The sequence below is a fragment of the Haemophilus paraphrohaemolyticus genome (genome assembly GCF_002015045.1).
Lineage (GTDB): Bacteria > Pseudomonadota > Gammaproteobacteria > Enterobacterales > Pasteurellaceae > Haemophilus_A > Haemophilus_A paraphrohaemolyticus.
The window spans coordinates 47,158-63,266 of sequence record NZ_MUXX01000013.1 but is presented as its reverse complement, the minus strand read 5'-3'; the positions used below and the strand labels follow the sequence as shown (position 1 = coordinate 63,266).

At 41.8% G+C, this 16,109-nt stretch carries 11 protein-coding genes; 1 reads left to right on the top strand and 10 read right to left on the bottom strand.

Annotation, left to right across the window (positions count from 1 at the left end; genetic code table 11):
- On the bottom strand, positions 1-2,294 hold a 2,294-nt coding region (locus B0184_RS08180; RefSeq protein ID WP_078177661.1), incomplete at its 3' end, for an ESPR-type extended signal peptide-containing protein.
- A gap of 901 nt (positions 2,295-3,195) precedes the next feature.
- Positions 3,196-5,466: a 5-methyltetrahydropteroyltriglutamate--homocysteine S-methyltransferase gene (gene metE, locus B0184_RS08175; protein ID WP_005709798.1), complete on the bottom strand. Its 2,271-nt coding sequence runs from the start codon at positions 5,464-5,466 to the stop codon at positions 3,196-3,198.
- 389 nt (positions 5,467-5,855) lie between these two features.
- On the opposite strand from metE, the gene B0184_RS08170 reads away from it, so the two are divergent.
- Positions 5,856-7,376: a catalase gene (locus B0184_RS08170; RefSeq protein ID WP_005709752.1), complete on the top strand. Its 1,521-nt coding sequence runs from the start codon at positions 5,856-5,858 to the stop codon at positions 7,374-7,376.
- 95 nt (positions 7,377-7,471) lie between these two features.
- On the opposite strand, the gene B0184_RS08165 is transcribed toward B0184_RS08170, so the two are convergent.
- The 8 genes from B0184_RS08165 to B0184_RS08130 form a co-directional block, all read right to left on the bottom strand.
- Positions 7,472-9,343 (bottom strand): SLC13 family permease, encoded by a 1,872-nt coding sequence (locus B0184_RS08165; RefSeq protein WP_005709746.1) that lies wholly within the window; start codon positions 9,341-9,343, stop codon positions 7,472-7,474.
- 79 nt (positions 9,344-9,422) lie between these two features.
- The gene (xerC, locus tag B0184_RS08160; RefSeq protein WP_005709720.1) at positions 9,423-10,334 is read right to left on the bottom strand and encodes a tyrosine recombinase XerC; all 912 of its coding nucleotides are present in this window, start codon (positions 10,332-10,334) and stop codon (positions 9,423-9,425) included.
- A gap of 161 nt (positions 10,335-10,495) precedes the next feature.
- Positions 10,496-10,783: a DUF5377 family protein gene (locus B0184_RS08155; protein ID WP_005709713.1), complete on the bottom strand. Its 288-nt coding sequence runs from the start codon at positions 10,781-10,783 to the stop codon at positions 10,496-10,498.
- 60 nt (positions 10,784-10,843) lie between these two features.
- Positions 10,844-12,910 carry a glycine--tRNA ligase subunit beta gene (gene glyS, locus B0184_RS08150; RefSeq protein WP_005709738.1) on the bottom strand — a complete coding sequence of 689 codons (2,067 nt, stop codon included), beginning with the start codon at positions 12,908-12,910 and terminating at the stop codon, positions 10,844-10,846.
- Between the two features lie 46 nt (positions 12,911-12,956).
- Positions 12,957-13,427, bottom strand: a complete 471-nt coding sequence (locus B0184_RS08145) for an OsmC family protein (protein WP_005628144.1) — start codon at positions 13,425-13,427, stop codon at positions 12,957-12,959.
- 356 nt (positions 13,428-13,783) lie between these two features.
- A complete protein-coding gene (locus B0184_RS08140; RefSeq protein ID WP_005709776.1) occupies positions 13,784-14,149 on the bottom strand; it encodes an endonuclease domain-containing protein in 366 nt (121 codons plus the stop codon).
- 5 nt (positions 14,150-14,154) lie between these two features.
- Positions 14,155-15,420, bottom strand: a complete 1,266-nt coding sequence (locus tag B0184_RS08135; RefSeq protein WP_005709768.1) for a histidine-type phosphatase — start codon at positions 15,418-15,420, stop codon at positions 14,155-14,157.
- A 9-nt stretch (positions 15,421-15,429) separates the two neighbouring features.
- Complete coding sequence (locus tag B0184_RS08130) at positions 15,430-16,068, bottom strand: hypothetical protein (protein WP_005709788.1); 639 nt, start codon at positions 16,066-16,068, stop codon at positions 15,430-15,432.
- Positions 16,069-16,109: the final 41 nt, after the last annotated feature.

Below are 16,109 nucleotides of genomic sequence, written 5' to 3'. Positions count from 1 at the left end.
GTAATCTCGCCTGTTTTAGTACTAATTTCTAATTTTTTATCACTTGCTTTGGTTGTAATAAAGCTATTTGCAGCGCCAACAACAGATAAACGTTGATCATGTAAACGTACATCGCCTGATCCACTATTACCTTTAAATGCAAGGTTAACGGATTTTAATTGCGCTACGTTTACCGCGTCATCATCTGCTGTACCTGCTGCGAGGTGGTTGATTTGACGGGTTTTGCCAGTATCACCAATAGAAAGACCCGCTAAAGTAGAAGTGCGGACATTTTTCTTGTTATTCGTTAGGTCTTCATATTTATTAACGCGAGCACCATCTACAGCTTGAGAAGCATCAAAGCCAGTTTGACCTGAAGCTGCAGTTGTTTTTGATTGTGAGCCTAAAGCAATACCATTGGTGATGTTTGCTACGGCACCTGAGCCAATGGCAACAGCGTGTTCAGCACTCGCAGTAGTTTTATTTGGTCTGTCGTTACCTAATTGTTGTCCACTTGAGCCAAGTGCGATAGCGTTATTTGCTGATGCGGTTGCATCTTGACCTATTGCCACAGAACGTGATTGGGTCGCATTGGCTTCGTATCCAATACCAACCGCACTTGCAGCTTCAGCTTTAGCATTGTAACCAATAGCTGTTGTTCTAACATCTTTTGCTTGTGCTCCTGCTCCAATGGCGGTGTTATTGTTTCCTAAAGCCTTAGCTCCTAAACCTAAACTTACGGCACTAGAGCCGGTAGAAGAAGCATTTTTACCAATCGCAATTGCATCTGTTGCTGTGGCACCATCATTATTTTCGTTGGCGCCACCCTCTGACTTGACTGAGAAATATTTGATTTTATATTTAGGATTTATTTTTAAATCCCAAACAGTCTTATTTGGATCGGTGGTATCGGGATTAACGGTAATATCCCCATCTTTAGAGGTTACGTTATAATGTTTGATTGTCCCCACAACAGCCTTTAACTGCGCCACGTTGACAGCATCAGAATCGGCACTACCCGCAGCAACATTAATGATTTGGCGAGTATTGCCAGAATCCCCCACGGAAACCGCACCTTTGTTACCTTTTATAGTATTTTTAATTAGATTTAATGCTTCAGGGTCACCCACTAAACGTACTGGTGCATAAACACTGTTTTCAGTATTAAATCCTGTGCTTTTGCTAGGAGCGCTAGTATTAATAACAATTCCATTTTGACTGCGCGCAGTACGATCAGCAACAGAATCATCACCTAGTGCCACACCGCTGTCTACTTTAGCGTTAGCACCTTTACCTAATGCAATAGATTGGTTACCAGTTGCTACTGAACCACGACCTAAAGCGGTTGATTCCGTGCCATTCGCTGCCGCACCACGCCCCACCGCTGTCGCGTTTTCTCCATTTGCTTGAGCAACAGGACCAACAACTGTAGCATCTTTTGCAGTTACTACCGCCCCTTGACCAATAACTAAACTATTTTCAGACTTATCTGTTGCTTTTGTGCCATTACCAATAGCAATCGCATTTTCTGCCGAGGCAGAGGCGTGGGAACCTATCGCAATAGATTTTTTACCTGTTGCTTCGGAGCCATCACCATAGGCTGCTGATGCCTCGCCAGATGCAAGCGTTGAGGGGCCCACGGCAGTTGCCCAAGAGCCCGTTGCTTGCGCGCCATTACCTCCCGCAAAAGCATTCCAGTTATTTGCTCTTGAGCCTTCACCCACGGCGCTAGCCCCGATTCCCCAAGCCTGGGCGTCTCTACCTAAGGCTACAGAGCTCTTACCTTGAGCTTGAGCTAAGGCGCCGGCTGCTAGGCTATTTGAGGCGGCTGCGTTGGCTACATAACCTAATGCTGTTGATTGCTCTCCAGTTGCTTTTGCTTGGGCACCATAGGCACTTGAATACTGTTTGTTCGCTAAAGTTACTCGTCCAACTGCTGTTGCTCCCGTTTCATGAGCCTCAGTTTGTTTACCAATAGCTATTGCACTTTCACCTGCTGCATTTGTGTGGCCGCCTACTGCAATAGAGTATTCATTAGTTGCTTTAGCTGAATCACCGACAGCGATTGCCCAGCGGTTTGAAGCTGTTGCTGGAGCATCACCTCCTGTTCTCGTGATTGCAATGCCAGTCTGATTCTGTACAAAGTTCGTTGCAGCTTCAGCATCCCCAACAATAGCCCCAGCAGAAACTGCCGCTAAAACTACCGCACTTAATGTTTTACTTGATTTTGTTTTGCCTTTTGCTCGGCTAAGTTCGGAAACGGCAACCCATGTTTGTGTGACTGTATTCCAAATAACTTTATAGATATGATTCATATTTTTAATCCTATTTTGAAAAATTTAGATGACCCAGTTCAATACTCAGAGGAAAACTTGAGGAGATTGAACGACTGGGGGGGACAAATTAAAGTGTTTAATGAGAAGAGTGTTTCCGCCTGGAAAGCAGGAAGTGATAAAAGACTAGTTGACTCAATAATAGCTTGGTTATATTAAAAAAGCCGATAACATTCCATGTTATGCAACGTATAAAGTTCATTTTATGGCCCGATTTATTATAAATAGTGAAATTAACTTTTAGAGATATCAATTCATTTGTTTACTGAACTAGAAATAGATAAACAGAATTCGGGAAGAGATTGTACCACTTTGTTATTTGAAATAGAAAGAAATTTTTTAAGAATAATAACCATAACCATAACCATAACCATAACCATAACCATAACCATAACCTGCATATTTTTTCTATTTATTCATGTTATTTATTCATGTTATTTATTCTTTATTATGAAGTTAGTTTGAATCACAAACTGCGTTCAAAATTTAGTCTTTTCGGTAGAATTCGGGTGAGAAAAATGCACTTTAATACGGATTTAAATTGGCGTGTGTTTTTTAATTAGTAAATAACTCCTCAATGGACGAATCTGAACCTCAACGAAGAAAACGACGATATTCTGCTTCCAGAATGATCTGCTCCTAAAAGTTGGACAAAACAACCAACTGGCTAAGGTGCAGATTTTTTATGGCCAAATACAATTTTCTTTTCAAGCTTCATTATTACAACCAGGAGCACATTCAGGGAAAACTAAAAGGACCGAGCCCTGTGAATGACAGAACTCGGTCCTTGAACTAAATAAGTCTAACTTTTTGGGGTCAGATCAGTGCCTCTCTCAAATACGGGCATTTGTCTCCTTGTAAATTATTATTAGAATCTCACCGCTTACGCTAACTCAGTACGTAATTTTTTCGTTACATCCACCATCACTTTTAATTGGTCGATGGTTTCTGTCCAACCACGTGTTTTTAAACCACAGTCTGGGTTTACCCATAAACGTTCTTTTGGAATTACTTTTAACGCTTTGCGTAATAAGTGTTCAATTTCACCTGCGGTTGGTACACGTGGACTGTGGATATCATACACACCTGGACCGATGTCATTCGGGTAGTTGAATTTCACAAAGGCATCTAATAATTCCATATCTGAACGTGAGGTTTCGATGGTAATTACGTCTGCATCTAATGCCGCAATCGCTGGTAAGATGTCGTTAAATTCAGAGTAACACATATGAGTGTGAATTTGCGTATCATCTTGCACGCCCATTGAGCTTAAACGGAATGCTTCGCCTGCCCATTGTAAATACGCATCCCAATCTGCACGTTTAAGTGGTAAACCTTCACGAATTGCTGGCTCATCGATTTGAATGACTTTAATGCCCGCTGCTTCTAAATCTAACACTTCATCAGATAACGCTACGCCGATTTGTTTACATACGGTTGAACGTGGAATATCGTTACGCACGAATGACCATTGTAAAATAGTCACAGGGCCTGTTAACATCCCTTTCATCACGCGGTTTGTTAAGCTTTGTGCATATTGAGACCAACGTACTGTCATTGGCTCTGGGCGAGTGACATCACCGTAAATTACTGGTGGTTTTACACAACGTGAACCGTAGCTTTGTACCCAACCAAATTTAGTGAATGCGAAACCGTCTAATAATTCCCCAAAGTATTCCACCATGTCGTTACGTTCCGCTTCACCGTGAACTAACACATCTAAATCTAATTCTTCTTGGCGACGCACCACATATTCGATCTCTTTTTTCATCGCTGCTTCGTAATCTGCAAGAGATAACTCACCTTTTTTGAAACTTGCACGGGCGTGACGAATTTCAGTCGTTTGCGGGAATGAACCGATATTTGTGGTTGGCAGAAGCGGTAAATTTAACCACGCATTTTGCTTAACAATACGTTCTGCAAATGGCGATTTACGTTGATCCGCACCTTTTGGCAAGTTTGCTAAACGCTCAGCCACTTCAGGGCGATGAATTTCTTTTGAGGTTGCACGTGCATCTGCTGCCGCTTGGCTTGCATCTAATGCTGCTTGCACAGAAGCTCTGCCATGATTTAAGGCTTGTTTTAATACATTTAATTCTTCTACTTTTTGTAGCGTGAAAGATAACCAGCTATAAAGTGCAGGATTTTTCTCTTTTAATTGTACTTCCACTTCTAAATCAAATGGGGTATGCAATAATGAACAGCTTGGTGCAATCCATAAACGCTCGCCTAATTTTGCTTTTAGTGGCTCTAATACATCTAACACTTTGTTTAAGTTTGCACGCCAGATATTACGGCCTTCAATCACGCCTGCTGAAAGCACTTTGCTGTAATCTTCAAATGCTGCAAGTTGTTCTGGTGCACGCACTAAATCTAAATGCAAGCCCGCAACAGGTAAGGCTTTTAATAACTCAGCGTGTTGTGCAACTGAACCAAAATAAGTGGCTAATAATAATTTTGCGTTCACTTTGCTTAATTCAGCGTAAACAGATTTATAGGCTTCAACCCATTCTGCAGGTAAATCTAATGCTAATGCAGGTTCATCAATTTGAATCCACTCCGCACCTTCAGCCACTAATGCGTTTAAGATTTCAACATAAACAGGCACTAATTGATTTAATAAATCGAAACGGTTAAACGCTTCGCCTTTTTCTTTACCTAACCATAAGAATGTTAATGGACCAACAATCACTGGTTTGAAGTTTAAGCCTAACGCTTTCGCTTCACGAATTTGATTCACGTAATGAGCTGGATTTGCTTTGAAAGCGGTCGATTTTTGGAACTCAGGCACAAGATAGTGATAGTTCGTATCAAACCATTTGGTCATTTCAATCGCAAATTGATCTTTGTTACCACGTGCAAGCTGGAAATATTGATCAAGGGTTAAATTTTGGCTATCAAAACCAAAACGAGCAGGAATTGCCCCAGTTGCCACTTGTAAATCTAAAATATGATCGTAGAACGTGAAATCGCCCACTGCAACAAAATCCGCATTCGCCGCTGCTTGATGTTTCCAGTTTTTTTCACGCAATGCTTTCGCTAAATCTAATAAATCTTGCTCTGCTAATTCTTTACGCCAATAACGTTCTTGTGCAAATTTTAATTCACGTTTTGCCCCTACACGAGGAAAGCCTAAGATGTGTGCTGTTGTCATAATGTACTCCTACTATTTTAAATTGGGATTTATTTAGACGTTTAGCCGTCTAAACTGCTTAGTTCACATCTTCTAACTTTTTTATACATTATGCAACTTCATAATTTTCCAATTCATTATGAATATTTTTAATGTTGTTTAATTGATCGTTTTATGGATTATTTTGCGATTTTGGTTGGCGTTGCTTATGTGACGAGGATGATGGCGATGTTGGTGAAACGTTATGAGTGATAGAGCGAATCGGAAATTGTTTTTCTTTTAAAAGAATAGGTAGAAATAGTTTTCTTGAATTGATTTAATAGCTTTCAATCGTTAAAACCTTTTTGTAAGATGTTTACGAAATTTATTTCAACCTAACGATTACCTATTTATTTTACAAGGAGTTTCCTATGAGTTCTTCAAAATGCCCTTTTGCGCATACCAACCTTACCATGGGCAACGGTGCACCTGTTGCAGATAACCAAAATAGCTTAACCGCTGGTTCGCGTGGTCCGTTACTTGCACAAGATTTGTGGCTTAATGAAAAATTAGCCGATTTCGTGCGTGAAGTGATTCCTGAGCGTCGTATGCACGCGAAAGGTTCTGGTGCATTTGGTACCTTTACTGTCACACACGACATTACTAAATATACTCGTGCAAAAATTTTCAGTGAAGTGGGCAAAAAAACAGAAATGTTCGCACGCTTTACCACTGTTGCAGGTGAACGTGGTGCGGCTGATGCAGAGCGTGATATTCGCGGTTTCGCATTAAAATTCTATACCGAAGAAGGTAACTGGGACTTAGTGGGTAACAATACCCCAGTGTTCTTCTTACGTGATCCACGTAAATTCCCAGATTTAAACAAAGCGGTAAAACGCGACCCACGCACTAATATGCGTTCAGCAACAAATAACTGGGATTTCTGGACATTATTACCAGAAGCATTACACCAAGTAACCGTTGTAATGAGTGATCGTGGTATTCCTGCAAGCTACCGCCATATGCACGGTTACGGTTCACACACTTACAGCTTCTGGAACGAAGCAGGCGAGCGTTTCTGGGTAAAATTCCATTTCCATACACAACAAGGCATCAAAAACTTAACCGATGCGGAAGCGGCTGCAGTGATTGCAAACGACCGCGAAAGTCACCAACGTGATTTATATGAAGCAATTGAACGTGGCGACTTCCCGAAATGGACGCTATTCGTACAAATTATGCCAGAAGCAGATGCGGAAAAAGTACCTTATCATCCATTCGACTTGACAAAAGTATGGCCGAAAAAAGATTATCCGTTAATTGAGGTGGGTGAGTTTGAACTTAACCGTAACCCAGAAAACTTCTTTGCTGATGTAGAACAATCTGCTTTTGCACCAAGCAATTTAGTTCCAGGTATCGGCGCAAGCCCAGATAAAATGTTACAAGCTCGTTTATTCAACTATGCGGATGCACAACGTTACCGTTTAGGCGTGAACTATCGTCAAATTCCAGTAAACCGTCCACGTTGCCCTGTTCATAGCAACCAACGTGATGGTCAAGGCCGTGTAGATGGCAACTACGGTAGCTTACCGCACTACGAGCCAAACAGCTTCAGCCAATGGCAACAACAACCAGATTTTGCTGAACCACCACTTCGTATCAATGGCGATGCGGCACATTGGGATTATCGCAACGACGATAACGATTACTTCAGCCAACCGCGTGCATTATTTAACTTAATGAGCGCAGAGCAAAAACAAGCGTTATTCAACAACACTGCAGCTGCAATGGGCGATGCACCTGATTTCATCAAATATCGCCACATCCGCAACTGCCACTGGTGTGATCCTGCATATGGTGAAGGCGTTGCGAAGGCATTAGGTTTAACCGTTGAAGATGCATTAAAAGCTCGTGATACTGATCCTGCTTTAGGACAAGGTGGATTGTTGTAACCTTTGTTTTTAGATAATAATTAGATAGAAAAAAAGGCAGTTTTTCATCAGAGAAACTGCCTTTTTGTTTATTATGCTTTGTCTGCTATGGTGCTTTATTGCAATGGAAACAACACCGGCACCAATAACACCGTAGCGAACATTACGATAATTGTAAATGGCACGCCAATCTTCACAAAATCGCCGAATCGGTAGCCTGCAGGACCAATTACCATGGTATTCACAGGCGAGGAAATTGGGGTCATAAAGGCGGCGGAAGAGGCGATTGCGACTACCATAACCAGTGCGGTTGGCGAATAGCCGAGCTGTTTAGCAATTTCAATTGCAATCGGTGCCATTAAAATTGAGGTGGCGGTGTTGGAGATAAAGAGCCCAACCACTGCGGTTAAGGCGAATAAGCCAAGCAAAATAAAGAATGAGCTGGTGCTCTCGCCCCCAGTCATTCGGATAAACTCTTCCACCATCAAACTGACCCCTCCCGTTTTTTGCATTGCAATCGAAAATGGCATCATTCCGACAATTAGGATAAGGCTTGGGATATGAATCGAAGCATAGGCTGATTTCATATCAATGCAGCGGAATTTACCGAGTAATAGGCAGCCAATCAGGGCTGCAATTACGTTTGGCACAATACCCGTTACCATTAGCAGAACCATTACGAATACAGAAAAAATCGCATGCGGTGCTTGACTGGCTGCTGGCACAGCTTGCTTGCTCTCTTTTGGCAGTGTGAGCAAGAAGAAATCTTTGCGGTTATTTACCAACATCTCGATTTTCGACCAAATCCCAATCACCAGCAAAATATCGCCAGATTTCAGTGTTTCATTCAACAAGTTATCTTGTAAAATAGTTTTATCGCGTTTAATCCCGATAATACTTACGCCATAACGTGAGCGAAAACCAAGCTCGTTAATGCTCCGTCCCACACTTTCGGTTTCAGGTTTAATTGCCAACTCTGCCATGCCAACCGATTTGGCGTGAGTAGAAAAATAACTGCCTTTTAGCTCAATGCGTTGCAGTTTGAACTGTTCGCATAACGCTTCAAATTCCGCCTCACTGATGCCAATATCCATTAGTAGAATATCTTTTTTCTGCAACTGCGTATTACCAAAGGCGGCAAGCGTAAGGTGGCTAAAATTCTTAAAACGTTGCACCGCAATCACATTCATTTGATAGAGCGAACGCAGTTTTAGTTCATCAATTGTTTTACCGATGAAAGGTGAATCTGTCGCCAAAATCACCATTTTTGCACGCCCGTTAAGCTGATATTCCTCAATTAGTTTTGCCATAGAGTCATCGCTATGATTGGGAGAGCTAGGGGCGATTTTGTCATCATTTAACCAATGACGAGCCACGAGCATATAAGCAATCGCCAAAATCAGCACCACAATGCCAATCGGCGTAAAACTGAAAAAGTGAAAGCCTTTGTAGCCCTCTTTGATTAGCTCGGAATGGGTAACAAGATTCGGTGCAGTGGCAATTAATGTCATCATACCGCTAATCAAACCTGCCATACTGAGTGGCATCATCAGGCGACGCGGAGAAATATTCATGCCTGCACAAATTGCCAATACCACAGGAATAAATATCGCCACAATACCCGTTGAGCTCATAAATGATCCAAGCAAGCCAATTGAAAGCATTAACAGCACCAATAGCTTGGCCTCGCTTGCACCTGCCACCTTCATCAGCCAATCGCTGATCATATTTGCCACGCCCGTGCGTGCCAAGCCTTCCCCAATAATATAGAGCAAGGCAAGCAAGACGATATTGGGATCGCCCAAGCCTGCAAAAATTTCTTCGCTGGTCAAAATACCGCTTAAACCAAAGCCGAGCATTACAAGGAGTGCTACGGTGTCCATCCGCAATTTATTCTGAATAAACAAGGCAATCGCCATGCCAAGCAGGGCTAACACGAAGTAAAGAGGTGGAAAATGGTTGGAAATATTTTCGATAAAGGCGGTCATAGCGGTCTCAAATTTAGCAATCTTTGCTGAAAATTATACCGCTTGTTGTGGAAATTGACGGCAAGATTGCTCAAAAAAATTAAGATTTTTTCCGATGTGCTCGTGGATGGGCTTGGTCATACACATGAGCCAGATGTTGGAAATCCAAATGGGTATAAATTTGGGTCGTTGAAAGGCTACTGTGTCCGAGTAGTTCTTGTACCGCACGTAAATCGCCTGAGCCTTCCAACATATGCGTTGCAAATGAGTGGCGGAGTTTATGCGGATTAATATGGGCTTCTAGCCCCTGTTTTTTGCCCCATTTTTCCATAATCAGCTGAATGGAACGGTGCGATAACCGCCCGCCGCGTTGGTTCAGAAAAATGGCATTATCTTTAGGTGAAAATGCACCACGTACAGCAAGCCAAGCTTCTAACGCTTGTTTTGCTTTCGAACCCACAGGCACGATTCGCTCTTTGTTTCCTTTTCCCAACAAACGTACCTCGCCCGCTTGTAAATCTAACTTATCTAAATCTAAGCCTTGCAATTCAGACAAACGCAAACCGGAGCTATACATCAGTTCCATCATCGCTAAATCGCGTTTTTCAAGCGGTGAATTTGCCTCGACATTTAGCAATTGGGAAAGCTGTTCCGCTTCCACATTTTTCGGCAAATGCTTTGGCTGCTTTGGTGCTTTTATGCCCACCGCAGGGTTCACGCTAATTTCGCCCATCTTCAAAAGATAAGCAAACCATTGCCGCAACACGACCAATCGCAAACCAATACTTTTTGCACTTAAGCCCTGTTTATGGCTTTGGCTTAACACCCAACGCACAGTTGAACTATCGACATCCAACCAAGATTGCTCTTGTTGATAATCAAGCAACTCACAAACAGCGAATAATTGGCGTTGGTAATTTTTGAGCGTATGGGGACTGACCTGTTTTTCAAGGCGAAGGAAGTCCCAGTAAGGGGAGGTTTGTTGGAATAAAGGATTCGTTGTGCTTGGCATAAATTTGTTATTTAAAAGATTACTGCACCCCTATGCTTGTGGAGGCTGTTGCAAAGCAACGGGGGAGAGATTGTAACGGAGTTGCAAAAAATGAGCCAAATTAGACCGCTTGTTTTCCCTCCCTCCGCCTTCGACCTCTCCCTCCACAGAAAGAAAGCTAATTACGTAAGATTCAACTGCCCAATCTTCACACCCACATTACCCAAGGCAACAGGGCTTAAATATTGACCTAAGAACTCAAACAGCTCATCTAAATCAGTGAATTGGCGTTGTACTTTCACATCATCTTCCACTTTACGCACGAATTCATAAGCCGCTTTGCCGTTCTCAATTTTGGCTTCAAGCGTAAGATAAACAGTTTCGAAAAAGTGGTTTACATTGCCTTCCTCACCTGGATCACTAACGCGAACATTCCAGTTATTGCTAAATAAAATTTCAGTTTTTGACATTGTGCTTTCCTTCTTATTTTGAGGTAAATGAAAGGGCAATTTTCATTGCCCTTTATGTTTTTATTGTAAAACAGAAATATCCGCCACTTGCAAGAACAAGCCTTGTAACGTGTTTAAAATCGCTAAGCGGTTTTGGCGTAATGCTGAATCTTCAGCATTTACCATTACGTTATCAAAGAAACTGTCTACCGGTGCGCGCAAGTTCGCTAATTTATCTAATACTGCTGTGTAATCGCCTTGTGCAATAAGCGGTTGTACTTCAGTGCGTAATGCAAGTACCGCTTCAGCAAGGGCTTTTTCTGCTGGCTCTACGCAAGCAGTCAAATTGATCTCGCCAATTGCAGCATCCACTTTCGCTAAGATGTTGCTTACACGTTTATTTGCTGCTGCTAACGCTTCCGCTGAATCTAAAGTACGGAAGTGTGAAACCGCACGCACGCGCGCATCAAAATCAGCAGGGCGAGTTGGACGACGCGCCAATACGGCTTGAATCACATCCACCGCAATGCCTTCATCTTGATACCATGCACGGAAACGACCGAGCATAAAGTCCACCACATCAGCAACCACATTTTGATTGGTGAGTTTATCACCGAAAAGCGCGGCTGATTTTTTCACTAAATCTTCTAAATCAAGTGGTAAGTTTTTCTCTACGATAATACGTAATGCACCTAATGCCGCACGACGAAGTGCAAATGGGTCTGCACTACCTTTTGGTGCTTGGCCGATGCCGAAAATCCCCGTTAAGGTGTCAAATTTATCCGCTAAAGCGACCGCACTTGCAACGAGTGATTTTGGTAATTCATCACCCGCAAAGCGTGGCATATACTGTTCGTTTAACGCCACGGCCACTTCTTCGTCTTCACCATCATGACGAGCATAGTGCATCCCCATTACACCTTGCGTATCGGTGAATTCAAATACCATGTTGGTCATCAAGTCACATTTTGACAGTAAACCCGCACGTTTTGCTTTCACTTCATCAGCACCGATTTGTTTTGCAATTTCGCCTGCAAGTTGTTCGATACGGTCAGTTTTGTCTTTCAATGTACCCAATTGTTGTTGGAACAACACGGTTTCTAAACGCGGTAAACGATCAACCAGTTTTTGTTTTAAGTCGGTTTTAAAGAAGAATTCCGCATCGGTTAAACGTGGACGAACCACTTTTTCGTTACCTTCGATAATCGCGGTTGGATCTTCTGGGTTGATGTTCGATACGAAAATAAAGTGGGGTAATAATTTGCCGTCTTTGTCATAAATTGGGAAATATTTTTGGTCGCCTTTCATAGTGTAAACCAAGGCTTCCGCCGGCACGGATAAGAAACGCTCTTCAAATTTTGCCGCTAATACATTCGGGTATTCCACCAAGGAAGTCACTTCTTCAAGCAAGCTTTCTTCAATATCAGCCACACCGCCAAGTGCGGTTGCTTTTGCTTGAGATTTTGCAAGAATTTCTGCTTTACGCTCGTTGAAATCAGCTACGACAGAACCTTTTTCACGTAATAATTGTGGATATTGGTCTGCGTGTTGAATTTCAAATTCTTTCTCGCCTAAGAAACGGTGACCGCGAATGGTGCGAGCACTTGCCACACCTAAAATTTCGCCTTCAATTAATTCATCACCTAACAACATAGTCACAGTATGAACCGGACGAATAAATTGCACGGTTTTATCTGCCCAACGCATTGGTTTTGGAATTGGCAATTTCGTCAACGCATTAGCTACAATGTCGTTAAGTAAGTTTTTGGTCGGTTGACCTTCAATTTTTGCACGGTGAACAAGCCATTCACCTTTATCAGTCGCAATGCGTTCTGCTTGTTCCACAGTAATGCCACAACCTCGCGCCCAGCCTTCTGCCGCTTTGGTCGGTTTGCCTTCTGCATCAAAGGCGGCTGACACTGCTGGACCACGTTTTTCGATTTCTTTGCTCGGTTGTTGTGTGGCTAAGTTCAACACTTTCACCGCCAAACGACGCGGCGCCGCAAACCATTCGATTTTGTCGAAGGTTAAGCCCGCTTGGTTTAATTCCGCTTCAACGTTATCCGCAAAAGAGGTCGCTAATGTTTTGAGAGCTTTTGGTGGCAGCTCTTCTGTGCCGATTTCTACTAGGAAGTTTTGGGTTGTCATTTTGTTTTCTCTGGTAAGGTGCGCGTTGGCACCATTTTATTTTAATTTAATCTTTTTCAATAATAGCTTCACATTTCACCGGAAAATTAAGTGAATTTGCAATAAAACACGCGTGATGCGCATTTTCATGTAATGCCAATGCCTTAACGGCATCCGACTCGCTTGAAATTCTCACACGAGGTTTTAATGTTGCCGAAATAAATCGGCCAGCATGCTCAGAACTACCTTCATCCATAATCGCTATTGCTTCATCACGGTATTCTTGCACAATAATGTTATTAACTGCACAAAAATGTAAATACCATAATTTATGACAGGCAGAAATAGATGCCAGTAGCATATCTTCAGGATTCCAACGAGTTTTATCGCCACGAAAAGCAGGATCAGCAGAACCTAAAATATTAGGTTTATTCAATGCCGAAGCAATAAAATCCCGTTCGTATGCGATATAAGATGAAGTACCAGCTCCTAAATTTCCAACCCACTCTACCGTAGTTTGATAAGTATGTTGCTTCATTATATTTTCCGTTATCTCTTATAGCGCATGTAAATTAAGAAATTCATGTCCTATTTGATTATTTTCTTCGTTATCACTTCTGCCAAATCTCCCCTACCCCTCTTTGCTAAAGAGGGGATTGGATCTTTGGGGAATTAAATATTTATGTTCTACTTTAACGTTTTTGAAAGAAGATAATTTAATCTCTATTGGAAATTAAAATGTAAATGAGCCAGTTACTATCAATTTACTCAATAATTCCCCTCTTTAGCAAAGAGGGGTTAGGGGAGATTTACTTGCTTCGCTCGCACTTCGTGCCGTTGCTAAAGCAACGTTCAAACGCTTGCGTTTGTGGCAGAAGTTAATCAACCTTATACTCAATCAGCCCTCACATTCTCTAAAAACAAATAAATCTGCTCAACTACCGCTTCAATTTCACGTATAACTTCATCATTGCTAAATCGCATCACCGTAAAACCAAGTGAATTTAATTCTGCATCTCGCAATGCGTCCTTTTCCTGATAATCAGGTTCATAGTGCTGACTACCGTCTAATTCGATAATCAACTTCGCTTTCGCACAATAAAAATCAACGATATAACTTAAAAGTGGCTTTTGTCGATTAAATCGAAATCCTAATAATTGATCTCGATTGATGCGTTGCCATAATTTTCTTTCCGCATCCGTTTGATCCACTCGCAGTTTCTGCGAATTTTCTTTTAAGTATTTTTCATAGGGTTGCATGAACGCTACTTCTTACCGTTTTCAATACTCTCCCTCAACACCTGTTGAAAACGCTCGTAATCACAAAAGCCCTTTTCATCTTTTTCACAGCCTTTGAGGGTTAATGCTGTTTGGTTTGGTGGTGTTGCTAAACTTAATGGCGTGATGTTAATCAGTTGTTCAGTGGTTTGATACACATAATCCAACTTAAATTTTAGCTTACCACTTGGTTTGTGCTTCCACACTTCAAATAGTAACTTGCCACCGATTGGGATATTTTCTAATGAATCATTCAATTCGTAAGGCTCAACACCTAGTGCTGCAAGCAGAGCGACGATATTAGAATCGTGTCCAACCAATAAGTTAATTTTGTTCTCACTATTTAGCTGTTGCTGAATAAATGCCAATAACGGATATGAGGCATTTTGTGCCAACGCTTCGTTGTTTTTAAATAAAGTGCGGTAATATTCGTTTTTAATTTCGTTAATTGCACGCCATTTTTCTTGGCTATTCACGCGCCCGTTTGCGATTTCTGAATCAGGCTTGCCCACATAATGCGCGAGTAATAATGCACTGACAATTTTCTTTCCTGTGCTGATAGAACCCGTAATTTTGACCGACTTGCCGTCTTTAATACTGTATTCACCGACTTTTTTACCTAAATCACATTCGCCTTTTTGCAAGCAGTTTGGTGAGTTTTTGTAATCGATGATTTCACTCAATAGCGCATAATTTGGCGCTAATTTTTGCTGTAAAGCGGTTAAATCAACGTTATTTTTTGCAGATTCAATCAAGGCTTGACTTGGATTATGCGCCTGCGTGTTAAAAATTGGATCTTTTTCTGAACCAATTTTACCGTGATGTTGCAGTTGAACATTACAGCCGGCAAATGCGCCAGAAACAATCGCTTGCCCTGTTGCAATGGTGCGTTGCACACCATTCGCATAAGCGAAAATACCTTCGCCCGATGCACAACGTTCTGTCGTTAATAACCCTTTATCCGCAAGCCATTGACCTAAATATTGTCCGAAGTAGGTTTCTAATACTGTACCTTTTGCCGTGAGATAACCTGATGGCACATCCCATTTCGCCCATTCATAAGGGGAATATTTCGCCATTTCTTGCGGATCTTTTTCCACTGGTGAACGCAACCCATGTCGGCTAAAAATCAATACTTTCTCTAATTCATAATCAGAACTTGAGGAATTTGAGCCATTTTCTGTTGCCAACACGCTACTTGCTAAAGCTGAGCCAAGCAAAAGTGCGGTGAATTTTAGGATTATTTTTTTCATATTCGAGACCTAATCTAATTTTTCTACTAGTACCAATCTTTCTTCATTCACGCAATCCACTAAAATGCGTTTTACCCGTTCTTGCCAGAGGCTTTGGAAATGCGTGATTTCATCTGCTTTTAATTGATTGTTAAATGCTCTTGGCAGCAACTCACGGATTTCATCTGACCATGGGGCTACTTCATCTAAATTAAGGGTTAATTTAACCGCACTTTGATTATCTTTACGTTTTAAGATGAAGGTCGCATCAGTTTCATTATTGAAGCTCAATAAATTTCTGCGAGAAAAACGTTTAGCCACACCCATGCCAGCAAAACCCATCTCCGTTGTTGCGCCTGTAAGTAATGTTGCGATAGAGGCAACCACACCTGTTGTACCTTCTTCTCTACCTTTTGTCATCAATACTTCAATAGTGCCACGCTCTGGCATGTCATTACCATAAAGCGCTTTTAAACCTCGAATAACCGCAACAAAGCTTCCTGCAACAGTCGGGCAAGAATGACCAGCCAGTTTCACTGCATCTTGATAAGAATAGGTCATTAAACCACCTTCTGCTGCACCTAAAAATGCAGCTAAGGGATCACGCAAACAAATCGTAGGTCCTTGCCCAAAGAAAGTAGGAACGCCATTTTTAAATTCAATTGTCATAGTAAGCTCCTTAGGATTACTTGTTACTTCTATTATGAAAT

Excerpts from the sequence above, each read along its gene's own strand:
- metE (WP_005709798.1), bottom strand. The coding sequence starts at position 5,466 with ATGACAACAGCACACATCTTAGGCTTTCCTCGTGTAGGGGCAAAACGT.
- B0184_RS08170 (WP_005709752.1), top strand. The coding sequence starts at position 5,856 with ATGAGTTCTTCAAAATGCCCTTTTGCGCATACCAACCTTACCATGGGC.
- B0184_RS08165 (WP_005709746.1), bottom strand. The coding sequence starts at position 9,343 with ATGACCGCCTTTATCGAAAATATTTCCAACCATTTTCCACCTCTTTAC.
- xerC (WP_005709720.1), bottom strand. The coding sequence starts at position 10,334 with ATGCCAAGCACAACGAATCCTTTATTCCAACAAACCTCCCCTTACTGG.
- B0184_RS08155 (WP_005709713.1), bottom strand. The coding sequence starts at position 10,783 with ATGTCAAAAACTGAAATTTTATTTAGCAATAACTGGAATGTTCGCGTT.
- glyS (WP_005709738.1), bottom strand. The coding sequence starts at position 12,910 with ATGACAACCCAAAACTTCCTAGTAGAAATCGGCACAGAAGAGCTGCCA.
- B0184_RS08145 (WP_005628144.1), bottom strand. The coding sequence starts at position 13,427 with ATGAAGCAACATACTTATCAAACTACGGTAGAGTGGGTTGGAAATTTA.
- B0184_RS08140 (WP_005709776.1), bottom strand. The coding sequence starts at position 14,149 with ATGCAACCCTATGAAAAATACTTAAAAGAAAATTCGCAGAAACTGCGA.
- B0184_RS08135 (WP_005709768.1), bottom strand. The coding sequence starts at position 15,420 with ATGAAAAAAATAATCCTAAAATTCACCGCACTTTTGCTTGGCTCAGCT.
- B0184_RS08130 (WP_005709788.1), bottom strand. The coding sequence starts at position 16,068 with ATGACAATTGAATTTAAAAATGGCGTTCCTACTTTCTTTGGGCAAGGA.